The following is a 19,905-nucleotide window of genomic DNA, read 5'->3' as shown; positions in this document are numbered from 1 at the left end:
CCGAAAGCTGATTGACGGTAATCAATCGAAACTGCTGCCGATTTGAAGTTCGATGACGGCGCGAAAACCATCGATTATTCTCCGTATTCCGGCGGTGCGACCGTAACCGGCACGCAAGCCACGCCGGTTCTGGTGTCAGCCGCCCGCCACGCGAACCGGTGCCGCATATTGTTGCGATTTTCCGGTCGCTGTTTTTTTCGTATTCGGGAGTTGCCGGTTATTTATCGGATTGGTAATCTCCCGGATATCCGAATGACCTGCCAGCGGGCCGCCGGAAAATGAATATATAAAAAATCGAGAGAGCGATGACAATCCGAGAAAATCACCGCAGTGGCGTTCGCGTCGGCGATGTCGTGACGCTGAAAACCGGCGGGCCGCGCATGACCGTCACCTACGCGGGGCCGGTCGTGTTCGACGATGCCGACTGGCTGATCTGCCAGTGGTTCGACGACAGCGGCCACTTCCGGCAGGAAATGTTTCATCACGAAACGGTAGTGCCCGAACCGCGCGCGATTTCCGCCGGGCGCGTCCGCGTGCGCATGCAGGGGCACCGCTACCGGTCGGCAGCCTGACGACGCGCCCGTCGCGGCACCGCGCCGCTTGCCGGCCGCAGGTTGCCGCATCGCCGTGGCCCGCCGTGCCGGCATGCCGACGACATCCACGACATTTCACGTCAACCCGAAACATGCGGCGGCCCGGCGCGCCGATACTGCACGCATGAACCCGACCCATCCGATTGCCGCGGTCACGCACCGCGATCCCTACCCGTATTACGCGACGCTCATCGACGGGCCGCCGCTTGCGTTCGACGCCTCGCTCGGCCTGTGGGTCGCGAGCCGGGCGGCGAGCGTGACGGCCGTGCTCGGCCACCCGGCGTGCCGCGTCAGGCCGCTCGATGCGCCGGTACCGCCCGCGTTGCGCGGGTCGATGGCAGGTGCGCTGTTCGGCGAACTGGTGCGCATGAACGACGGCGCATTGCGGCACGACGTGCCGAAGCAGGCGCTGCGCGCGGCGTTCGCGCCGATCGATGCGAACGCGTTGCGCGAACGGGCCGCCCAACTCGCCGGCAGCCGGCTGCGCGCGCCGTATGACGCCGATGCATTGAACGCGTGGTGCCTGACGGTGCCCGTTTGCGCGGTCGCCGATCTGCTCGGCTTCGACAGCGCGCAACTCGACGATGTCGCCGCGCTGGTCGTCGACTTCGTCGCCGCGCTGTCGCCGCTGTCGGACGACGCCGCGCTGGCCCGCGCGAGCGAAGCCGCGCGGCAACTGCTCGACCGCATGACGGAACGCGTCGCGCGCACGCATGCGCAGGACGGTTCACTCGTCGCCGCGGTTCAGCAGGCGGCCGGCGCCGCGGGCTGGCACGCGAGCGGCGCGCTGGTCGCGAACCTCGTCGGGTTGCTGTCGCAGACGTGCGAGGCGACGGCCGCGTGGCTCGGCAACGTGCTGGTCGCATGGGATGGCACGGACGGCGAACGCGCGATGCCGGATACGGCCGCCCTCGACGCATTCGTCGCCGAGGTCGGCCGATTCGATGCGCCGGTGCAGAACACGCGCCGCTTCGTCGCGTCGCGCACGACGATCGACGGCGTGACCGTCGATGCCGGTGCGGCCATCCTGGTCGTGCTTGCGGCGGCGAACCGCGATCCGGCCGTGCATCGCGAGCCGCACCGACTGCTGCCGGGCCGCGCGCCGGGGCCGAACTTCGGGTTCGGCACGGGGCCGCACGGCTGTCCGGGCGAGCGGATCGCGCGGGCGGTCACGGCGGGGGCGTTCGGGGCGTGGTTGCGCGCGGGCGGTGACGCGCCGCGCGACAGGCTGGTGTGGGACTACCGGGCCTCGACCAATGTCAGGATGCCGAAGTTCGGCACGGCGAGGTAAGCGGAAAGGCGGGACTGCCTAGCGGCAACCTTGCTTCTCGGCCCATTGTTGCTGGGCGGCGACGCGGCGTTGCACGCGTTCAACGAGACCGGTCGAGAAGGTCCGCATGCTGATGCCGCGGCGCTTCGCGAGGATGGTTTGCGCGACGTCGGTCTGCGGGTTCGGCTGGCATGCCCAGTACAGCGTCATCAGCCAGCCGATGCCCGTCCACGCGAACAGCGCGTTGAACATCGCGATCGTCAGCTTGTCGTGCCGGCTGCGCCGATCGGCGACGATGGCCGGAAGAAAATAGAGCGCGATCGCTGCGACCGAACCGGCCACCTGAATCAGGACTGTGTGTTCCATGTTGCTGCTCCGTCCGAACTGCAATGAGGCTGATTGTCGCGCTTTTTCCGTTCGTGTGCCGGCAATTGATTGTTGCGTTTTCAATAACGATCAGCGCATGGCGACGCCCTCAGGCTGCACTTCGTTGCTCAACGCGAAACCTTCGTCGAGCCAGCCCGTGACGCCGCCGATCATCAGCTTCACCGGGCGGCCGAGGCGCGCGAGCCGGATCGCCGCGCGCGCGGCGCCGTTGCAGTGCGGGCCCGCGCAGTAGACGACGAACAGCGTGTCGGCCGGATGGTCGGCGAGCTTGCCGGCGACGATCTTGCGGTGCGGCAGGTTGCGCGCGCCGGGCACGTGGCCGGCGGCAAACTGCTCCGGCCCCCGGACGTCGAGCAGCACGAAATCCGGCGCGCCGGACGCAAGCGCATCGTGTACGTCCCAGCAATCGGTCTCGAAGCGCAGCGATGCTTCGAAGTGCGCAAGGGCGGCGGCGCTGTCGGCGGCGGGGACGTCGGTGACGTATGACATGAAAGGCGCTCCTGAAGGACGGCGCGGAATGCGCCGGAATGAAGGGCAGTATCGCGGTTCGGCGGCCGTCGCGGCAGTGGCGCGATCGACAAGTTCCGGTAACATCGCGCCATGCACAATCATCTCGTCGTCGCGCTCGCCTACGATCGCCTCTGCACCTTCGAGTTCGGCTGCGTGGTCGAACTGTTCGCGCTCGAACGCCCGGAACTCGGCGTCGACTGGTATCGCTTCGCGGTCTGCGCGAGCGAGCCCGGGCCCGTGCGCGCGGCGGGCGGCATCACGGTCGCCGCGCCGTACCGGCTCGCGATGCTCGATCGCGCGGACACCATCGTGATTCCCGGCTGGCGCGATCCGGACGAGCTGCCGCCGGAGCCGCTGCTGAAGAAGCTGCGTGCCGCGCATCGCCGCGGCGCGCGGCTCTGTTCGATCTGCTCGGGCGTGTTCGTGCTCGCGGCGGCCGGCGTGCTCGACGGGCTCACCGTGACCACGCACTGGCGCTACGCCGAGCGCCTGCAGGCGCGCTATCCGGCGCTGCGCGTGAATCCCGACGCGCTGTATGTTGACGAAGGGCAGATCGTCACGTCGGCCGGCTCGGCGGCGGGGCTCGACATGCTGCTGCATCTCGTGCGCCGCGATCACGGCGGTGCGATCGCGAACCGCGTCGCGCAGCGCCTCGTGCTGCCGCCGCATCGCGACGGCGGCCAGGCGCAGTTCGTGCCGCGCCCGGTCGCGCCGGGCGGCAGCGACCGGCTCGCTAAGCTGATCGACTGGATGCGCGCGCACGCGGCCGAGCCGCACACGCTCGCGTCGCTGGCCGCGCAGGCCGCGATGAGCACGCGCACGCTGCAGCGGCAGTTCGCGGATGCAACCGGGATGTCGCCGCTCGCGTGGCTGATCCGCGAGCGCGTGAACGTCGCGAAGGACATGCTCGAAGCGCATCCCGGGCTGTCGCTCGCGCAGATTGCCGCGCGCGCGGGGTTCGGTTCCGAGGAGTCGTTGCGCCGGCATTTCCGGCGCGTCGCGGCGACGAGCCCGGCTGCGTACCGGCGCGGGATGGATCGCGGCGTGAGGTCCACGGACGCGTGAGTGGTGCGTCTTTCCGCGCAGCGGCGGAACGAGTCCGTCGTTTGCTTCTTGTCGACTTCGAGCACGCGTAAGATGGCGATCGCCGTGCGGCGACCGTAGATGCGGCGCCGCCATTCCCGCTCGCAACGACAACGACAAGGACAATCATCATGGGCCTGCTGGGCAAGCTGTTCGGAAAGAAAACGCGTGACGAAGCGGCAGCGCCCGCGCGTTCCGCGCACGACGCAGGCGGAGCGTCGGAAGCAACGGAAGGATCCGACGATACGAACGAACAAGGCGGCCCCGACATCGCGCCGGAACTCGCGCCCGCGCTGAGGGCATTCCAGGCCGGCCGGCACGAGGCCGCGATCGCGGCCGCCGCGCCGCACGCGGAGCGGCTGGCCGATGCGGCGCGCCTCTGCGCGCTTTCATACTCGGCGATGAAGCGTTACCCGGAAGCGTTTCCGTACTGGCTCGCGCTGTTCGACCATGAGCCGAGCGCGCACAACGCGGTGCAGCTCGCGACGACGTCGGTGATGTGCGACGAAGTGGAGCGCGGCGAAGCGTGGATGCAGAAGGCCGCCGAGGTCAATCACGATACGCACGAGCAGTCCGACGTCGCGGCGCGCGTGAACTTCATTTCGGCGCTGATGCAAGGCGGCCACCTGCGCGAGGCGCTGCCGCATCTCGCGTGGGTGCGCGACGTGTACGGCCACGTGCGGATCACCGATTCGACCTTCCTCTACATGCGCGGCATTCCGTTCTTTTCGTCGTTCCTCGAGAACAGTCTCGAGATCCTGAAGGCCACGCAGCCGGCCGACGCGATCGCGCCGTGGTACGGGGAACTGAAGGGCAAGCTCGACGAAGAAGGCGAAGCGCAGCTTGCCGCGTGGGTTAATCAGTTGCCGGCATGACCGGCCGGTTCATCGCGCGTCGCGACGCCTGCCGCATCCTGCCGGCGCGGCGTCGCGGCGCGCATGCTCAGCGCGTGTTGGTATTGCGGGTATCGCGCGCGGTTTGCTTGATGCACGCGATCCGGTACACGCCGTCTTCGACTTCGACGCCATGCGTGTCGTGCGTGAAGCCGGGGAAGCGCAGGTCGTACTGCTCGAGCGCCTTCAGGTAGCCGAGCAGCGGGCCGTCGGCCGGCCCCGCGTTCTCGCCGGGCATCAGCAGCGGAATGCCGGGCGGATAGGGCACCACGCCCGTCGCGACGGTGCGGCCCGCCATCTCGGCGAGTTCCAGCATCTCGATGTCGTTGTGCACGAGATGCTCGTACGCCTCGGCCGGGCTGAAGTCGGGCTGCGGCAGCGTCGAGAAGCCGCGCGACATCATCTCGGTCGTCTTCAGGTCGCTCATCGCGCTGAACATCAGGTCGCACAGGTCGCGCAGGCCGAGCGTGCCGTAGCGGTCCGGATAGCGCGCGACGAGTTCCGGGAGCGCCTGCTCGAGCGGCGCGTTCGCATCGTAGTCGCGCTTGAAGTCGAGCAGCGTGTTGACGAGCGTGCCCCACTTGCCCTTCGTCACGCCGAGCGAGAACAGGAACAGGATCGTGAAGTCGGTCGTCTTCTCGACGACGATCCCGTGCCGGTCCAGGTACGCGGTGACGACCGACGCCGGAATGCCGACCGGCATCAGCCCGCCGTGCGGCGCGACGCCCGGCGTGACGATCGACACCTTGATCGGATCGAGCATGCAGTAATCGTCCTCGATCTCGCCGAAGCCGTGCCATGTGTCGCCCGGATGCAGTACCCAGCATGACGGATCGGTGGCGAGCAGCGTTTCGTCCGCTTCATGGAAGCGCACGCGCCGGCCCGTCTTGCGATCGACCACGGTGTCCGGCTGCCAGCCGTTGAAGAACCAGTCGTCGTTCTCCTCGCATTCCGCATGCAGCCGCGCGAGCATCCGGCGGAACGACACGGCCTCGCGGATCGCGTCGGTGGTCAGCGCCTCGCCGCCGGGGCCGTCCATCATCGCGGCGCTCACGTCGTTCGACGCGATGATCGCGTAGTTCGGCGACGTCGATGCATGCATCATGTACGCCTCGTTGAAGCGCGCGTGCTCGATCGGGTTGCGGCCGTTGCGGACATGGATGAACGACGCCTGCGACAGCGCGGCGAGCAGCTTGTGCGTCGACTGTGTCGCGAACACGGTCGGCTTGCTCGCGTCGTGCTGCGACGGATCGCCGTGCATCGCGTGGCGATCGCGGTAGATCGGGTTGAAGCGCGCGTAGCCGTACCATGCCTCGTCGAAATGCAACCGGTCGACGCTCTGGCCGAGCAGTTCCTCGATGCGCGTGACGTTGTAGCAGAGGCCGTCGTACGTCGAGTTCGTGATCAGCGCATGCACGGGCGTCGGGTCGATGCCGTCGCGGCCGCGCACGAGCGGGTTCGCGTCGATCGCGAGACGCACGGCGGCGGCCGTGAGCCGTTCCGGCATGATCGGCCCGATGATCCCGTAATGGTTGCGCGACGGAATCAGGTAGGTCGGAATCGCGCCCGACATCGTCATCGCATGCTCGGCCGACTTGTGGCAGTTGCGATCGCACAGCGCGACCTGGTTGCGCGTGACGCTCGCCATCAGGATCACGCGGTTCGACATCGACGAGCCGTTCGTCACGTGATACGTGCGGTGCGCACCGAACACGCGCGCCGCGTAGCGTTCGCTTTCGCCGATCGGGCCCGAGTGGTCGAGCAGCGAGCCGAGTTCGCCGACCGAGATCGACAGGTCCGAGCGGAACAGCGCTTCGCCGAAGAATTCGAAGTACGCGCGGCCGACCGGCGATTTCAGGAACGCGGTGCCGCCCGTGTGGCCCGGCGTGTGCCACGAGTATTCGTACACGCGCGAGAACTGCGCGAGCGCGCGGAACATCGGCGGCAGCACGGTTTCGCGGTAGCGTTCGATCGCGGCGACGATCCGCCCGCCGATGAACGCGGTCGTGTCCTCCAGCATCCAGATGAAGTCGTCGGCCTTGCGCATCGCGTCGACGGGAATCGCCGCCGCGCTCGCGCGGCTCGCGAGCAGGAACACCGGCACCGTCGCATTGCGCGCACGCATCGCGTCGAGCACGGCCTGCGCCGGCGCATGGCCGGGATCGTTGCCGAGCTCCCAGTTGAGCAGCAGGCACTGGATCGCGGGATCGGCGTCGACCACCGCGCGTGCGTCTTCGGCTGAGGTCGCGATCACGACGTCGACGAGCCGCGTGCGCAATTCTTCGACGAGCGCGGTGGCCGCGCGTCCGGTGGCCGTGCGTTCGTCGATGTCGTGCTGCACGAGCAGCGCCTTCATGCCGAGGCGGCGGAACGCCGGTTGGGTCAAGGAAGCGGTCATGGGTCATTCCCCCGTTTGTTGAGTTGCCGGGATGCCTGCTGCGGCGGCCGGCGAGCGTGCGTGAAGGCGGGCGGCCTCGTGTTGGCCGACGGAGATCCAGAAGGCCGCGACGAGCGCGACGATGGTCACGCCGAGCGCGAGGTAGCGCACCCAGCGCGGCGAGCGGCCGCCCGGATGGACATGGGTTTCCTCGATTTCGCGCTGGCGGTTGATCGACAGCTCGTAGAACACGATCGTCGCGATCACGAAGATCAGCGACCAGCGCGTCTGCTGGCCGTCGGAGCCGACCATCGCCCACAGCGCGTAGACGGCGCCGATCAGGCCGACGATCGTGTAGAAGGTGAACTGGTGCGACGGCATCTTGCCGTAGCCGAGCACCTTGATCGCGATGCACGAGTAGATGTACGGCAGCAGCGTCATGATCACGGCGATCGACGCGATCTTGCCGAACTGCTCGCTCGCGCTCGGCGACATCGTCGCGAGCACCTGCACCGACATGATGACCGCGACGATCGCGAGGCCGGCCGACGGCACGTTCTTCGAGTTGACGCGGGCGAACACGCCGGCGAACAGGCCGTCGTCGGCCGCGGCCTTCGCGGTCTGGCCGACCAGCAGCGTCCAGCCCGCGAGCGAGCCGAGGCAGCCGAGCGCCGCGCAGATCGCGACCGCGTTCGCGGCGGTGTCGCCGAGCGCGAGGCGCGCGGCATCCGCGAACGGCGCGCTCGACGCGAGCAGCGCCTTGTTCGGGATCATCCCCATGATCACGGTCGAGCTGAGCACGTAGCAGACGGCCGCAAGCACGACGCCGCCGACGGTCGCGATCGGCACGTTGCGCGACGGGTTCTCGACGACGCCGGCCGACACCGACGCGCTCTCGACGCCGATGAACGCCCACAGCGTGAAGTTCAGCGTCGCGCCGATCGCGCTGAAGCTGCTCGCGCCCGACACGTTCCAGCCGGCGAAGTACACGTCCTTGCTGAACCAGAACCAGCCGAACACGGCCATCCCGAGGATCGGCACGAGCGCGAAGATCGTCGTGACCGACTGCACGCGGCCGACCACGTTCGGCCCGAGGATGTTCGCGTAGGTGAACAGCCAGATCACGAAGATCTGCGCGAGCGCGAACACGAGCGGGTCGTGCAGGACCGGGAAGAAGTGCGTGAGATAGCCGAGGCCGGCGACCGCGAGGCCGACGTTGCCGAGCACGTTCGCGAGCCAGTAGATCAGGTTGGTCTGGTAGCCGATGTACGGGCCGAAGGCCTTGCGCGCATACGCATACGGGCCGCCGGCGGCCGGGTCGATCGCCGCGAGCTTCGCGAACACCAGCGCGAGCGACACGGCGCCGACCACGGTGATCAGCCAGCCGAAGATCGCGATGCCGCCGGTGGCGGCGAGGTTCGCGGGCAGCATGAAGACGCCGGAGCCCATCATGTTGCCCGCGACCATCAGCGTGGCGGGGATGACGCCGATTTTCGGCGCGGCGGTCGCGGCTGGCGCGGCGGCGGAACGGGAGGAGGACGAGCTGGCATCGGACATGCGAGGCTCCTTGAATGGTCGTGATGCGGTTGAGGTGGCGCGGCCCGGCGCCGGTCGACGATTCCGGAATGGATCGTCGTTTTATTGAACGACAGCATCTTATATCTTAATTAGGTTTGAATAAGGGTAAGCGATACAATTTAATATCTTGAATATTGATGTCGATCATTGAAAAGGGTGAAACGCTTTGGTGCGGATGACGGTGGCTGCACCGGGGCGAATGGCCTGTCTGGGCCGTCCGGACGGTGGTTCCGGGGTGAAGGTGAGATGCGGGTCAGGTTGAACGGATAATCGATTTTTGCCGAACCGGTTAATTCAATTTGCGGGCTGAATGAGTCGGCAAACCCTGATTGAGTTAGTCGGTTATTATCGAGCGCTCGAAATGCGCTCGCCCGCGCCATTGATTACGTCTACCGAACGGTGATTCCGATGACGATGCTGCCTTCCCGCCTGCCGCTGATCCAGGCTCCGATGGTCGGTTCCCTGAGCCCGCTGACGATTGCGGTCTGCGAGGCGGGCGGGCTCGGCTCGCTCGCATGCGCGGCACTCGGCCCGCAGCAGTTGCGCGACGAAATCGCGGCGATCCACGCACGCACGCCGGCGCCGTTCAACGTCAACTTCTTCTGTCATGCGCCGCCCGCGCCCGATGCCGAGGTCGACGCGCGCTGGCGCGCGGCGCTGGCCGGCTACTACGCGGAAGCCGGGCTCGATGCGGCCGCCGTGAAGGGCGGCCCCGGTCGGGCGCCGTTCGACGACGCGATGTGCGCGGTCGTCGAGGAACTGCGCCCGGCCGTCGTGAGCTTCCATTTCGGTTTGCCGGACGAAGCACTGCTCGAACGGGTGCGGCGCACGGGCGCGTTGATCGTCTCGTCCGCGACGACCGTCGAGGAAGCGCGCTGGCTCGATGCGCGCGGCGTCGATGCGATCGTCGCGCAGGGCGCCGAGGCGGGCGGGCATCGCGGGATGTTCCTGACCGACGACATCCACGCGCAGCCGGGCCTGTTCGCGCTGCTGCCGCAGATCGTCGATGCGGTGCGCGCGCCGGTGATCGCCGCCGGCGCGATCGCCGATGGCCGCGGCATCGCGGCCGCGTTCGCGCTCGGCGCACGCGCGGTGCAGATCGGCACCGGCTACCTGCTGACGCCGCAAGCCGGCCGCTCGACGCAGCACCGCGCGGCGCTGCGGGCCGCACGCGACGACGGCACGCGCGTGACCAACCTCTACACGGGCCGCCCCGGACGCGGCCTGCTGACGCGCTTCATGCGCGAGCAGGGGCCGATGAGCGCGCTTGCGCCCGCGTTCCCGCTCGCGACGGCGGCAGTCGATCCGCTGCGCGGCGCGTTCGAGCGGCAGGGGCGCGACGATTTCTCGCTGCTGTGGTCGGGCGAGGCCGCGGCACTCGCGCGGGAAGAGGATGCCGGGGTGCTGACCCGGCGGCTGTGGGACGACGCGATCGCGTGCGCGGCGGGGTTGCGCGACGCATTCCCGCAGGCCGTTTGAGCGGGGGCGCGACGCGCTGCGGGAAACGGGCCCGAACGGGCCCTGAATACGGCCACGGAAAGCGCCCCGGGGCGGGGGCATCGGCGTATCATCCGGTTTTTCGTCAGCCCTATCCAGGCACCCCACCATGACCTCCGTCGACACTACCCCCGTCCTCGACCATGACAAGCTCGTTACCTTCGTCGAGCGCAAGTGGAACGATGAAATCCTCCACGCACTGACCGACTACATCGCGATTCCCGCGAAGAGCCCCGCCTTCGACCCCGACTGGGCGAAGCGCGGCTATCTCGAACGGGTCGTCACCGATGCCGCGCAGTGGGCCGAACGCCAGCCGGTGAAAGGCCTGAAGCTCGAGATCGTGCGCTTGCCCGGCCGCACGCCGGTGATCTTCTTCGAAACCCCCGCAACCCGCTCGGGCAGCACCGACACGATCCTGCTGTACGGCCACCTCGACAAGCAGCCCGAATTCGACGGCTGGCGCGCGGACCTCGGCCCGTGGACGCCGAAGTTCGAGAACGGCAAGCTGTACGGCCGCGGCGGCGCGGACGACGGCTACGCGATCTACGCGAGCCTCGCCGCGCTCGGTGCGCTCGACGAGCAGGGCGTCGAACGCCCGCGCTGCGTCGGCCTGATCGAGACCTGCGAGGAGTCGGGCAGCTACGACCTGCTGCCGTACGTCGATGCGCTGCGCGACCGGCTCGGCCAGGTGTCGCTCGTCGTGTGCCTCGATTCGGGCGCCGGCAACTACGACCAGATGTGGCTCACGACGTCGCTGCGCGGGCTGGTGTCCGGCGACCTGCAGGTCGAGGTGCTCGAGGAGGGTGTTCACTCGGGCGTGTTCGGCGGCATCGCGCCGTCGAGCTTCCGCGTGATGCGCCAGCTGTTCGAGCGCCTGGAAGACGCGAAGAACGGCAACCTGCTGCCGGGCGTGTTCCATTGCGAGATTCCCGACAGCCGCGTGCGCGAGGCCGACGCGGCCGCCGCGATCCTCGGCGACGCCGTGTGGAAGGGGCTGCCGTGGGCATGCGGCGCGGACGGCAAGCCGGTGCTGCCGACCACCACCGATCCGCGCGAGGCGCTGTTGAACTCGACGTGGCGTCCGTCGCTGTCGGTGACGGGCGCGGCCGGCCTGCCGGCGCTCGCCGACGCGGGCAACGTGCTGCGTCCGCGCACCGCGTTCAAGCTGTCGCTGCGCCTGCCGCCGCTGGTCGATGCCGCTCAGGCCGTGCAGCAGCTGAAGGAACTGCTCGAACTCGATCCGCCGTACAACGCGAAGGTCACGTTCAAGCCGGATGCGGGCGCCGCGACCGGCTGGAGCGCGCCGGATCTCGCGCCGTGGCTCGCGTCGTCGCTCGACGCCGCGTCGCGCCGCCACTTCGGCGCGGACTGCGCGTACATGGGCCTCGGCGGCACGATCCCGCTGATGAACGTGCTGCAGGCCGGCTTCCCGTCCGCGCAGTTCATGGTGTGCGGCGTGCTCGGGCCGAAGTCGAATGCGCACGGCCCGAACGAGTTCCTGCACGTGCCGTACGCGAAGAAGCTGACCGCGGCGGTGGCGGACGTGATCGCGTCCGCGCGCTGAGCGTTCGCGCCGTCTGTCCCGACCCGACCGGATCCAACCCGACCTGACGGAGCCTTGCCGATGACCGCGCTGCCGACCCCCGATACCGACCCGCTGCGCATGCGCGCCGAACCGCTGCACGCGTTCGTCGCGGCACTCTGGGAGCGGGTCGGCAGCAGCGAGCGCGAGGCGCGGCTCGTCGCCGATCACCTGGTCGGCGCGAATCTGGCCGGGCACGATTCGCACGGGATCGGGATGATCCCGAACTACGTCGCCTCGTGGCGGGAAGGGCAGCTGCAATTGAACGGGCACGCGTCGATCGTCCGCGACGGCGGCGCGGTGCTCACCATCGACGGCGGACGCGGCTTCGGCCAGGTGATCGCATTCGAGGCGATGGTCGAAGGCATCGAGCGCGCGCGACGCATGGGCATCTGTGCGATCGGGCTGCGCGACGTCCATCACCTCGGCCGCATCGGGCACTGGGCCGAGCAGTGCGCGCGCTCGGGGCTCGTGTCGTTCCATTTCGTCAACGTGCCGGGCGACTTGCTCGTCGCGCCGCTGCACGGCACCGATCCGCGCTTCGGCACGAATCCGTTCTGCGCCGCGTATCCGCGCGCGGGGCGGCCGCCGCTGCTGCTCGATTTCGCGACGAGCGCGATCGCGTACGGCAAGACGCGGGTCGCGTACAACCAGGGCAAGCGCGTGCCGGCCGGGTCGCTGATCGACCATCGCGGCCAGCCGACCGACGATCCGGCCGTCATGCACGAGCAGCCGTTCGGCGCACTGCTGCCGTTCGGGCTGCACAAGGGGTATGCGCTGGCCGCGATGTGCGAGATCTTCGGTGGCGCGCTGGTCGGCGGGCATACGACCTACGGCGGCACGCTGCAGAAGACGAGCGCGATCGTCAACGGGATGCTGTCGGTGCTGATCGATCCTGACGCGTTCGATGCGGCCGATGCGCAGCGCGAAGCCGATGCGTTCGTCGAATGGGCGAAGGCGTCGCCGCAGGCGGGCGATGCGCCGGTGCGGATGCCCGGCGAGCCGGAGGAGGCGAGCCGCGCCGCACGCGGCGTGGACGGCATTCCGGTCGATCGTGCGACGTGGCGGCAGATCCGCGAGAGCGCGGCGGCCGTCGGCTTCGACGACGCGGAACTCGACGTGTGGACACGGCGCTGCACGGAGCCCGCATGAGCTGGCAATCGGAGAAGGCGCACGGCGAGGAGATCGCGTACCGGCTCGCGCCGCTCGGCAAGGTAGAGGTCGTGCGGTTCTTCAGCGGCGCCGCGATGCGGCTCGACGGTGTGATGTTCGGCTTCATGTCGCGCGGGTCGCTGTTCCTGCGCGTCGACGACGTGAACCGTCCCGCGTTCGTGGCGGCGGGGATGGGGCCGTTCTCGTATGAGCGCCCTACGCGCACCGTTGCGCTCGAGGGTTATTACGAAACGCCGGCCGACGTGCTCGAGGATGCGGGCGCGCTGTTCGACTGGTGCCGCGGCGCGTATCGGGCGGCGTTGCTGGCGGGGGCGCCGAAGCGCAAGGCGAAGGGGAAGGCGGCACCGAAGCCGCCTGCGGAGCCGAAGACGGCAGCTGCGTCGACGCCGGCGGCGAAACGGAGTGTGAAGCTGGCTGCGAAAGCGTCCGCGAATCCGTCGGGGAAAGCGCCCGCGAAACCGTCCGCGAAAGCGGCGCCGAAACCCGTTTCGAAACCGGCCGCGAAATCCGTGGCGAAGCGCAAGCAACCGTAGCGTCGGCCGCCCATCGTCGTTGCGCGACGATTTACGTTGTCCTGAGTTTGCGACTCGCGAAGCGCGGGGAGATGCGCCAGATTCCTGCCAACTGCACGGGATGTACGAAAGCATCAACCTTGCCGAACCGTGCGTGCGTCATGCTTCACAACGACGGCTACGGCGTTTATGATCGGCGCGGATCGCGTCCGCGTCTGGCGCGACCCGCGCCGGCCGTGTCGCCGGCCTCGCGAACGGCGCATCGAAAGCCGCGCGAATGATTCCCCACTCATCGTTCCAGACGGAGACAACCGATGCTCGTCCTGATTCTCGGTTTAGCGATCTTCCTCGGTGTGCATTCGATTCGGATCGTCGCGGACGGCTGGCGATCCGCGGCCATCGAGCGGATCGGCGAGAAACGCTGGAAGGGCCCCTATGCGATCGCGTCGATCGTCGGCTTCGTGCTGATCATCTGGGGTTACGGGATCGCGCGCCAGGGCGGGACGCTGCTGTGGGTGTCGCCCGTCGGCGTTCGCCATCTCACCGGCATGCTGACCGCGATCGCGTTCGTGCTGATTGCCGCGTCCTACGTGCCGCGCAACCGCATCAAGACGCTCGTCGGCCATCCGATGGTGGCCGGCGTGATGGTATGGGCGATCGCGCACCTGCTCGCGAACGGCACGCTGCACGCGGTCGTGCTGTTCGGCGCATTCTTCGTGTGGTCGCTGGTCGATTTCGTCGTGTGGCGCGCGCGCGATCGCCGCAACGGCGTCCGCTATCCGGCCGGCAGCCTGTCGGGCGATGCAGTGGCGATCGTCGCCGGGCTCGTCGTATGGGCCGTCTTCGCTTGGTTCCTGCACGGCCCGCTGATCGGCGTGCGGCCGTTCGGTTGAACGCGCGCGCCTGCAAGCATTGACGAGCGGGGCGCGCAGGCCGCCCGCCGCGCCCGCGAATCCGCCGCGACATCGAGGCGGGCGCATTGCCCGCCATCGCTCGGCGCACGGGGCGCCTGCCGATCGATGGCGAGTGCGTCGCGACCGACGGCATGCGTGCCGTCGGCGCGATCGGGGCGCGCGCGTCAGATCGGCTTGACGAACAGCCCCACGGTCAGCGCGGCGCCGATGCAGACGATCGCAATCCGCAGCACGCGCTCGTTCACGCGGTGCAGCGCCCACGCGCCGAGCAGGCCGCCGACGATCGCGCCGCCGCCGAGCGCGATCGCCGCCTGCCAGTGGAGGTGCGGCGAGGTCAGGAACAGCACGACCGCCGACGCGTTCATCACGCCCGCGAGTGCGTTCTTGGTCGACATCGCGTGACGCGGCGACAGGCCGGCCATCGTCAGCGCGGCCATCATCAGGAAGCCGATGCCGCCGCCGAAGTAGCCGCCGTAGATCGCGATCAGGAACTGCGAGATCGCGGCCGTGACGGGGCCGACATGCTGCGTGCCGGCGCCGGTCTTGCGGAAGAAGCTGCCCCATGCGAACACGACCGTCGCGAACAGCACGAGCCACGGCACGAGGTGCGAGAAGATCGACGACGGGGTTTTCAGCAGCAGCAGGCCGCCGAGCGCGCCGCCGACCACGCTGATCGCGAACAGCGCGCGAAACGACAGCTTGCCCGCGCCGCGCACCATGTTCCGGCTGGCCCAGCCCGTCGTGACCTGGCCGGGAAACAGCGCGACCGTCGACGTGATGTTCGCCGCGAGCGGCGACATTCCCGACACGATCAGCGCGGGCAGCGTGACGAACGAGCCGCCGCCCGCGAGGGCGTTTTGCAGGCCGGCCCACAGGCCGGCGACGATGATGAGGGCGAGCATTGGTGCGGAAGCGAAGAGGTGGCAGGGGGCGCGGGGGAACGCGCGATGGTCGCCCGATGGTAATGCAGGATCGCGGCGGCGCAAAGCGGGCCGGCGCGCGGCGTTGCGGGGGCGCGGGAGCGCGGGCGATCGACGTGGGGCGTTGCGTCGGGCATGACGCTTTCGCGCCATTTCGCGTTTCGCCCGCGCCGTCACGCACCCGACCGGTGTCGCGTCACGCGTTCGGCTGCGTGTCGGCGTTTCCGCTGGCGCATCGCCTTCGACGTCCGGATAGACGATCGTACCGTCGTCCCGGATCACCGCGCCGGCAGTACGACGCACGGGCTCCACGCGGTTCTTGCCCATGATGTGCAGCACCGTTTCGCCGCGCGCGATCAGGTAGTCGGACACGATGCGCCGATGACAGCGCCACGACATGGCTTCCGAACGCATGATCGTGCAAAGCTGCCGGTGCCCTTGCGCGATCAGCTGTCGAGGCCCGCTCGAAACTCGGGCGACAGCGCGTAATCGGCGTAGCGATGGAAACTGCGGTTCGTCCGGAAGTCGTTGACGTCGTCGGGCACGCCGAGCGACTTGCCTCGCAGGCCGCCGAGTGCGGCGATGTGCTCGTAGGCGATGGCGGCCGCGGCCAGCTCGCCGGGAAGCGTTGCTTCGTTGAACTGCGGATTCGTGCGCGAACGCGTCATCTTCCGGATATCGGCGAGCAGCGCGATGTCGGACGCGTCGAGCATCTCGATGAACGCGTCGAGCGTGCGGTTCGAATGGCCGATCGTGTAGAACGGGAGCGCCACGAATCGTCCTTGCCGGCAACGCGTTCGAGCACGTGCCCGCGGTGCGCGGCGATGTGGTCGGTGCGGTCGCTCCTGATCTCGTATTGCGGATCGTCGGGCGATGCGTGTTCGCGATGACCCTTGTAGTCGAAATCCTGCGTGTGGATCGCGATGGTCGTGCCGGTCACGTAACCGGCTTCGGAATTCCAGCGGACGTGGTCGTCCGGCTTGAATGGCGTCGTCATGCGGGGAGCCTCGTTGCATCGGTGCGGTGTCGTCGGTCGTTGCCGTACGCGTTATCGGCGCTCGCCGGGCATGGAAAAAGATACGGGCGGCGGGGGCGTGCCGGGCTGCGGACGCAAGCGTCGTGCCGGCGCCCTGCGAGCCTTCATTTTCCCAACGACGACGATCCCATCCTCCCGCTTGCCTCCGTGAAATTGACGTGCTAATTTTTCATGAAATTGGACGACTGAAATTTCACGGGAGCCCGCATGTTCGTGCAGTCCGACCGTCACGTCGCAAGCTACTACGCCGGCACCTACCCGGCGCCGATCCCGCGGCGTCCCGAACTGGACGAACGCATCGACGCCGACGTGCTGGTCGTCGGCGCGGGCTTCAGCGGGCTGCACACGGCGTTGCGCCTGGCGCTCGCGGGCAAGCGCGTCGTCGTGCTCGAAGCGAGCCGCGTCGCGTGGGCCGCATCGGGCCGCAACGGCGGACAGGCGCTGCTCGGCTGGTCGTGCGACATGCAGCCGCTCGAGGATTCGCTCGGCCGCGACGGCGCGCGCATGCTGTGGGACAGCATGCGCTGGGCCGCGGCCGAAGTGCGCGAACTGCCCGCGCGGCACGGCTTCGACATCGACTATCGGCCCGGCAGCCTGTGGGCCGCGGTGCGGCCGCGTCGCGTTGCGTTGCTCGCACAGGCCCGCGACGAAGCCGCGCAGCGCTGGGGCTACGACCGGCTGCGCGTGATCGGGCAGGACGAGATGCCCGAATGGATCGGCAGCGCGCGCTATCTCGCCGCGCTCTACGATCCCGAGGCCGGCCATCTGAATCCGCTGAAGCTCGCGCTCGGTCTTGCGCAGACGATCGAACGGGCCGGCGGCCGCATCTTCGAGCAAAGCCGCGTGCTCGACTGTCGCGAGACGGCCGGCGGTCACGTCGCACGCACCGCGCACGGCGAAGTGCGCGCGGACGTGCTGGTGCTCGCGTGCAACGCGTACGTCGACCGGCTCGATCCCGAGCTGTCGCGCCGGTTGCTGCCGGTCGGCACCTACCAGGTCGCGACCGCGCCGCTTTCGGCGGACGTCGCCCGCTCGCTGCTGCCGCAGAACAGCTGTGTGATCGACAACCAGTTCGTGCCCGACTACTTCCGCCTGAGCCCCGACAACCGTCTGCTGTTCGGCGGCGGCTGCACGTATCTCGGCGGGATTCCGGCCGACATCGCGGCCGCGACGCGCCCGCATCTAGAACGCGTGTTCCCGCAACTGGCCGGCGTGCCGCTCGACTACGTATGGGGCGGTCACATCGACATCAGCATGCGCCGCACGCCCGACATCGGCCGCCGCGGCCAGCGTTTATGGCTGCAGGGCTTCTCGGGGCACGGCGTGCTGCCGACGCTCGCCGGCGCGCGCGCGGTCGCCGATGCCGTGCTTGGCGACGATCACCTGCTCGCGCAGTACCAGCGCATCCGCAACCCGCGCTTTCCCGGCGGCGACCGCCTCGCCGCGCCGCTGGAAGCGATCGGCAAGGCCTGGTACCGTTTGCGCGATACCGTCTGACGTACCGGAACTCATCATGAACGAACAGGAAGAGATAGAAAGTCTGGCGATCCTGATCCGCGACCTGCGCAAGCATCGCAAGGTCACGCTCAACGATCTCGCGGAACGGATCGGCCGCTCGGTCGGCTTTCTGTCGCAGGTCGAGCGCGGGCTGTCGCGCCCGACGGTCGCGGATCTCACCGCGATCGGCGAGGCGCTCGGCGTGCCGACCACGTATTTCTACAGCCTGAGCAAGCCGCGCAGCGTGCCGTGGGTCACGCGGCCCGACGAGCGGCGCACCGTGTATTACGCGGCCGGCATCACGGACATCCTCGTGTCGCCGAACATGCGCTCGCGCTTCTCGATCCTCGAGAGCCATCTCGCGCCCGGCGCGAGCAGCGGCGAGCGCTCCGTCGACGACAGCGACGAGCAGGGCGGCTTCGTGCTCGAAGGCGAGCTGACGATCTGGATCGACGGCGACGACACGCCCGTCACGCTCGGCCCGAACGACGCATTCCAGCTTCCCGCGCACAAGCGGTTTCGTTACGCGAACCTGGGCGACGCGCCGGCGCGCGTGATCTGGGTGTTCACCTGAGTTCGCCGGCGGGCGGTCCGGCGGATCGTCGCGCCGTGCTGCTGGTTTGCAGTACTGATCGACATCGGGTATGGGGCGTGCCGCATGCCGATGAGTCCGGTTCGCCGCGCTGCGGCACCGTCATACAAGACATGGAAAGGATGAGACATGGCAGACGTCGTTCCCGTGCTGGTCGATGAAGTCCGCGCATTCCGGCAGGCGCATCCCGAGATCCGTTATGTCGACCTGATCTGTCTCGACCTGCCGGGCCATTTCTACGGCAAGCGTTATCCGATCGATGCGCTCGAGAAGGTCGCGTCGGGCTCGCTGCTGAAGCTGCCGCAGAACTGCGTGCTGCTCGGCACGCAGGGCGGCCTCTACAAGATCGGCGATTACTGCTTCAACGACGGCGACCCCGACGCGCCGCGCCGCCTGATTCCCGGCACGCTGAAGCCGGTGCGCTGGGAGCGGCAGCCGCTCGCGCAGATGCTGATCAGCTCCGACGGCACGGACGCGCCGATCGAGTTCGAGCCGCGCGAGGTGCTGGCGCGCGTGCTGCGGCGGTTCGCGGCGCGCGGCATCCGGCCGGTCGTCGCGTTCGAGCTCGAGTTCTACCTGTTCGCCGCGCAACTCGCGGACGGGCTGCCGCAGTATCCGCGCGACCGCTTGAGCGACGATCGCGACGACCAGCCGAACATGCACATCGAACGCCTGTCGCGGTTTTCCGATGTGCTGCACGAGATGGTCGAGGCCGCGCGCGAGCAGGGCGTCGACGCGACGGTGATCACGGCCGAGCTCGGGCCCGGCCAGTTCGAGATCAACTTCGGCCATACCGACGACGCGCTGCGCGCGGCCGACTGGTCGGCGCTGTTCTGCCGCAGCACGCGCGGCGTCGCGCTGCAGCACGGCTATCGTGCGAGCTTCATGGGCAAGCCGTACCTGCATGCGCCGGGCAGCGGGATGCACGTGCACGTGAGCCTGTATGACGACGCGGGCCGCAACCTGCTCGCCGCGGACGCGCAGCGGCCGCTGCGGCATGCGGTGGCCGGCTGCCTCGCGCTGCTGCCGCACTGCATGCCGGTATTCGCGCCGAACCACAATGCGTTCCGCCGCTACGGCTCGATGGTGAATGCGGCGAGCCGTGCAAGCTGGGGCTTCGAGGATCGCGACGCGTGCATCCGGATTCCGGAATCGGATGCGCGCAATCTGCGCATCGAGCATCGGCTCGCGAGCGCGGACGCGAATCCGTACCTGGTGCTCGCGGCGATCCTGTCCGGGATGGAGCATGGGCTCGACGCACGGATCGAGCCGATCGCGCCGCTCAACGACGATCGCGGCAGCGGGATCGATTTCCCGAAGGAGATGCTGTCGGCCGTCGCGGCGATGCAGGATCACGCGGCCGTGCGCGACGGGCTCGGCAGTGAATTCGTGATGGTGTATTGCGAGAACAAGCGGCAGGAGGAACTGGATTTTCGCAACGAGATCGGGGCGCGCGAGTATCGGTGGTTTCTTTGACGTGCTGCGCCGACC

At 68.6% G+C, this 19,905-nt stretch carries 18 protein-coding genes and 3 pseudogenes; 13 read left to right on the top strand and 8 right to left on the bottom strand.

Annotated features, from left to right (window positions below):
• Positions 1–42: 42 nt before the first annotated feature.
• The 3 genes from DIE02_RS05620 to DIE02_RS05610 all read left to right on the top strand — a co-directional run bounded on the left by DIE02_RS05620 (position 43) and on the right by DIE02_RS05610 (position 1,884).
• Positions 43–282, top strand: coding sequence for a hypothetical protein (locus DIE02_RS05620; protein ID WP_124485315.1), 240 nt, complete (start codon positions 43–45; stop codon positions 280–282).
• A 23-nt stretch (positions 283–305) separates the two neighbouring features.
• Entirely contained in the window at positions 306–572 is a 267-nt protein-coding gene (locus DIE02_RS05615) for a YodC family protein (RefSeq protein WP_044847912.1), read from the top strand.
• 145 nt (positions 573–717) lie between these two features.
• Positions 718–1,884, top strand: coding sequence for a cytochrome P450 (locus DIE02_RS05610; RefSeq protein ID WP_124485316.1), 1,167 nt, complete (start codon positions 718–720; stop codon positions 1,882–1,884).
• 18 nt (positions 1,885–1,902) lie between these two features.
• Here DIE02_RS05610 and DIE02_RS05605 read toward each other — a convergent pair whose 3' ends face one another.
• Together DIE02_RS05605 and DIE02_RS05600 are read right to left on the bottom strand one after the other, a co-directional pair.
• Positions 1,903–2,229 (bottom strand): superinfection immunity protein, encoded by a 327-nt coding sequence (locus DIE02_RS05605; protein ID WP_044847914.1) that lies wholly within the window; start codon positions 2,227–2,229, stop codon positions 1,903–1,905.
• Positions 2,230–2,319: 90 nt separating this feature from the next.
• A complete protein-coding gene (locus DIE02_RS05600) occupies positions 2,320–2,739 on the bottom strand; it encodes a rhodanese-like domain-containing protein (RefSeq protein ID WP_124485317.1) in 420 nt (139 codons plus the stop codon).
• A 111-nt stretch (positions 2,740–2,850) separates the two neighbouring features.
• Between DIE02_RS05600 and ftrA the strand changes: the two genes are divergently transcribed.
• The gene (gene ftrA / locus DIE02_RS05595; RefSeq protein WP_044847916.1) at positions 2,851–3,825 is read left to right on the top strand and encodes a transcriptional regulator FtrA; all 975 of its coding nucleotides are present in this window, start codon (positions 2,851–2,853) and stop codon (positions 3,823–3,825) included.
• A gap of 149 nt (positions 3,826–3,974) precedes the next feature.
• Positions 3,975–4,718, top strand: a complete 744-nt coding sequence (locus DIE02_RS05590) for a hypothetical protein (protein WP_044847917.1) — start codon at positions 3,975–3,977, stop codon at positions 4,716–4,718.
• A 67-nt stretch (positions 4,719–4,785) separates the two neighbouring features.
• Here DIE02_RS05590 and DIE02_RS05585 read toward each other — a convergent pair whose 3' ends face one another.
• Together DIE02_RS05585 and adiC are read right to left on the bottom strand one after the other, a co-directional pair.
• Positions 4,786–7,134, bottom strand: coding sequence for an Orn/Lys/Arg decarboxylase N-terminal domain-containing protein (locus DIE02_RS05585; RefSeq protein ID WP_124485318.1), 2,349 nt, complete (start codon positions 7,132–7,134; stop codon positions 4,786–4,788).
• A 3-nt stretch (positions 7,135–7,137) separates the two neighbouring features.
• On the bottom strand, positions 7,138–8,670 hold the full coding sequence (gene adiC / locus DIE02_RS05580; RefSeq protein ID WP_044847919.1) for an arginine/agmatine antiporter: 1,533 nt from the start codon (positions 8,668–8,670) through the stop codon (positions 7,138–7,140).
• A 429-nt stretch (positions 8,671–9,099) separates the two neighbouring features.
• Between adiC and DIE02_RS05575 the strand changes: the two genes are divergently transcribed.
• The 5 genes from DIE02_RS05575 (at position 9,100) to DIE02_RS05555 (ending at position 14,348) form a co-directional block, all read left to right on the top strand.
• Positions 9,100–10,170, top strand: coding sequence for a nitronate monooxygenase family protein (locus tag DIE02_RS05575; RefSeq protein ID WP_124485319.1), 1,071 nt, complete (start codon positions 9,100–9,102; stop codon positions 10,168–10,170).
• Positions 10,171–10,297: 127 nt separating this feature from the next.
• Positions 10,298–11,752, top strand: coding sequence for a M20 family metallopeptidase (locus DIE02_RS05570; protein WP_059506616.1), 1,455 nt, complete (start codon positions 10,298–10,300; stop codon positions 11,750–11,752).
• Between the two features lie 60 nt (positions 11,753–11,812).
• Positions 11,813–12,922, top strand: coding sequence for a malate/lactate/ureidoglycolate dehydrogenase (locus DIE02_RS05565; RefSeq protein ID WP_124485320.1), 1,110 nt, complete (start codon positions 11,813–11,815; stop codon positions 12,920–12,922).
• Positions 12,919–13,476 carry a TfoX/Sxy family protein gene (locus DIE02_RS05560; protein WP_124485321.1) on the top strand — a complete coding sequence of 186 codons (558 nt, stop codon included), beginning with the start codon at positions 12,919–12,921 and terminating at the stop codon, positions 13,474–13,476. Before DIE02_RS05565 ends, DIE02_RS05560 begins: the two co-directional genes overlap by 4 nt.
• Positions 13,477–13,769: 293 nt before the next feature.
• Positions 13,770–14,348 (top strand): NnrU family protein, encoded by a 579-nt coding sequence (locus tag DIE02_RS05555; protein WP_124485322.1) that lies wholly within the window; start codon positions 13,770–13,772, stop codon positions 14,346–14,348.
• 185 nt (positions 14,349–14,533) lie between these two features.
• On the opposite strand, the gene DIE02_RS05550 is transcribed toward DIE02_RS05555, so the two are convergent.
• From DIE02_RS05550 to DIE02_RS05540, 4 genes and pseudogenes are all read right to left on the bottom strand, one after another.
• A complete protein-coding gene (locus DIE02_RS05550) occupies positions 14,534–15,271 on the bottom strand; it encodes a sulfite exporter TauE/SafE family protein (RefSeq protein ID WP_124485404.1) in 738 nt (245 codons plus the stop codon).
• Between the two features lie 435 nt (positions 15,272–15,706).
• Positions 15,707–15,796 (bottom strand): annotated as a pseudogene (locus DIE02_RS36405) (hypothetical protein); the annotation flags it as partial.
• A 131-nt stretch (positions 15,797–15,927) separates the two neighbouring features.
• A pseudogene (locus DIE02_RS36400) lies at positions 15,928–16,002 on the bottom strand (DUF488 domain-containing protein); the annotation flags it as partial.
• A gap of 59 nt (positions 16,003–16,061) precedes the next feature.
• Positions 16,062–16,286, bottom strand: a pseudogene (locus DIE02_RS05540) (DUF2945 domain-containing protein); the annotation flags it as partial.
• 246 nt (positions 16,287–16,532) lie between these two features.
• Between DIE02_RS05540 and DIE02_RS05535 the strand changes: the two are divergent.
• From DIE02_RS05535 to DIE02_RS05525, 3 genes are all read left to right on the top strand, one after another.
• Positions 16,533–17,822 (top strand): FAD-binding oxidoreductase, encoded by a 1,290-nt coding sequence (locus tag DIE02_RS05535; protein WP_124485324.1) that lies wholly within the window; start codon positions 16,533–16,535, stop codon positions 17,820–17,822.
• Positions 17,823–17,838: 16 nt separating this feature from the next.
• The gene (locus DIE02_RS05530) at positions 17,839–18,396 is read left to right on the top strand and encodes a helix-turn-helix domain-containing protein (RefSeq protein WP_044847929.1); all 558 of its coding nucleotides are present in this window, start codon (positions 17,839–17,841) and stop codon (positions 18,394–18,396) included.
• Positions 18,397–18,543: 147 nt separating this feature from the next.
• Complete coding sequence (locus DIE02_RS05525) at positions 18,544–19,890, top strand: glutamine synthetase family protein (RefSeq protein WP_044847930.1); 1,347 nt, start codon at positions 18,544–18,546, stop codon at positions 19,888–19,890.
• Positions 19,891–19,905: the final 15 nt, after the last annotated feature.

It is taken from the genome of Burkholderia sp. Bp8991, from assembly GCF_003853795.1.
Taxonomy (GTDB): Bacteria; Pseudomonadota; Gammaproteobacteria; order Burkholderiales; family Burkholderiaceae; genus Burkholderia.
The sequence above is the reverse complement of the archived record's forward strand: the minus strand, read 5'-3'. Positions and strand labels throughout refer to the sequence as shown.

What these genes read in the sequence shown, in the direction of transcription:
- DIE02_RS05615 (WP_044847912.1), top strand. Translation starts at nt 306, where the DNA reads ATGACAATCCGAGAAAATCACCGCAGTGGCGTTCGCGTCGGCGATGTC.
- DIE02_RS05610 (WP_124485316.1), top strand. Translation starts at nt 718, where the DNA reads ATGAACCCGACCCATCCGATTGCCGCGGTCACGCACCGCGATCCCTAC.
- DIE02_RS05605 (WP_044847914.1), bottom strand. Translation starts at nt 2,229, where the DNA reads ATGGAACACACAGTCCTGATTCAGGTGGCCGGTTCGGTCGCAGCGATC.
- DIE02_RS05600 (WP_124485317.1), bottom strand. Translation starts at nt 2,739, where the DNA reads ATGTCATACGTCACCGACGTCCCCGCCGCCGACAGCGCCGCCGCCCTT.
- ftrA (WP_044847916.1), top strand. Translation starts at nt 2,851, where the DNA reads ATGCACAATCATCTCGTCGTCGCGCTCGCCTACGATCGCCTCTGCACC.
- DIE02_RS05590 (WP_044847917.1), top strand. Translation starts at nt 3,975, where the DNA reads ATGGGCCTGCTGGGCAAGCTGTTCGGAAAGAAAACGCGTGACGAAGCG.
- DIE02_RS05585 (WP_124485318.1), bottom strand. Translation starts at nt 7,134, where the DNA reads ATGACCGCTTCCTTGACCCAACCGGCGTTCCGCCGCCTCGGCATGAAG.
- adiC (WP_044847919.1), bottom strand. Translation starts at nt 8,670, where the DNA reads ATGTCCGATGCCAGCTCGTCCTCCTCCCGTTCCGCCGCCGCGCCAGCC.
- DIE02_RS05575 (WP_124485319.1), top strand. Translation starts at nt 9,100, where the DNA reads ATGACGATGCTGCCTTCCCGCCTGCCGCTGATCCAGGCTCCGATGGTC.
- DIE02_RS05570 (WP_059506616.1), top strand. Translation starts at nt 10,298, where the DNA reads ATGACCTCCGTCGACACTACCCCCGTCCTCGACCATGACAAGCTCGTT.
- DIE02_RS05565 (WP_124485320.1), top strand. Translation starts at nt 11,813, where the DNA reads ATGACCGCGCTGCCGACCCCCGATACCGACCCGCTGCGCATGCGCGCC.
- DIE02_RS05560 (WP_124485321.1), top strand. Translation starts at nt 12,919, where the DNA reads ATGAGCTGGCAATCGGAGAAGGCGCACGGCGAGGAGATCGCGTACCGG.
- DIE02_RS05555 (WP_124485322.1), top strand. Translation starts at nt 13,770, where the DNA reads ATGCTCGTCCTGATTCTCGGTTTAGCGATCTTCCTCGGTGTGCATTCG.
- DIE02_RS05550 (WP_124485404.1), bottom strand. Translation starts at nt 15,271, where the DNA reads ATGCTCGCCCTCATCATCGTCGCCGGCCTGTGGGCCGGCCTGCAAAAC.
- DIE02_RS05535 (WP_124485324.1), top strand. Translation starts at nt 16,533, where the DNA reads ATGTTCGTGCAGTCCGACCGTCACGTCGCAAGCTACTACGCCGGCACC.
- DIE02_RS05530 (WP_044847929.1), top strand. Translation starts at nt 17,839, where the DNA reads ATGAACGAACAGGAAGAGATAGAAAGTCTGGCGATCCTGATCCGCGAC.
- DIE02_RS05525 (WP_044847930.1), top strand. Translation starts at nt 18,544, where the DNA reads ATGGCAGACGTCGTTCCCGTGCTGGTCGATGAAGTCCGCGCATTCCGG.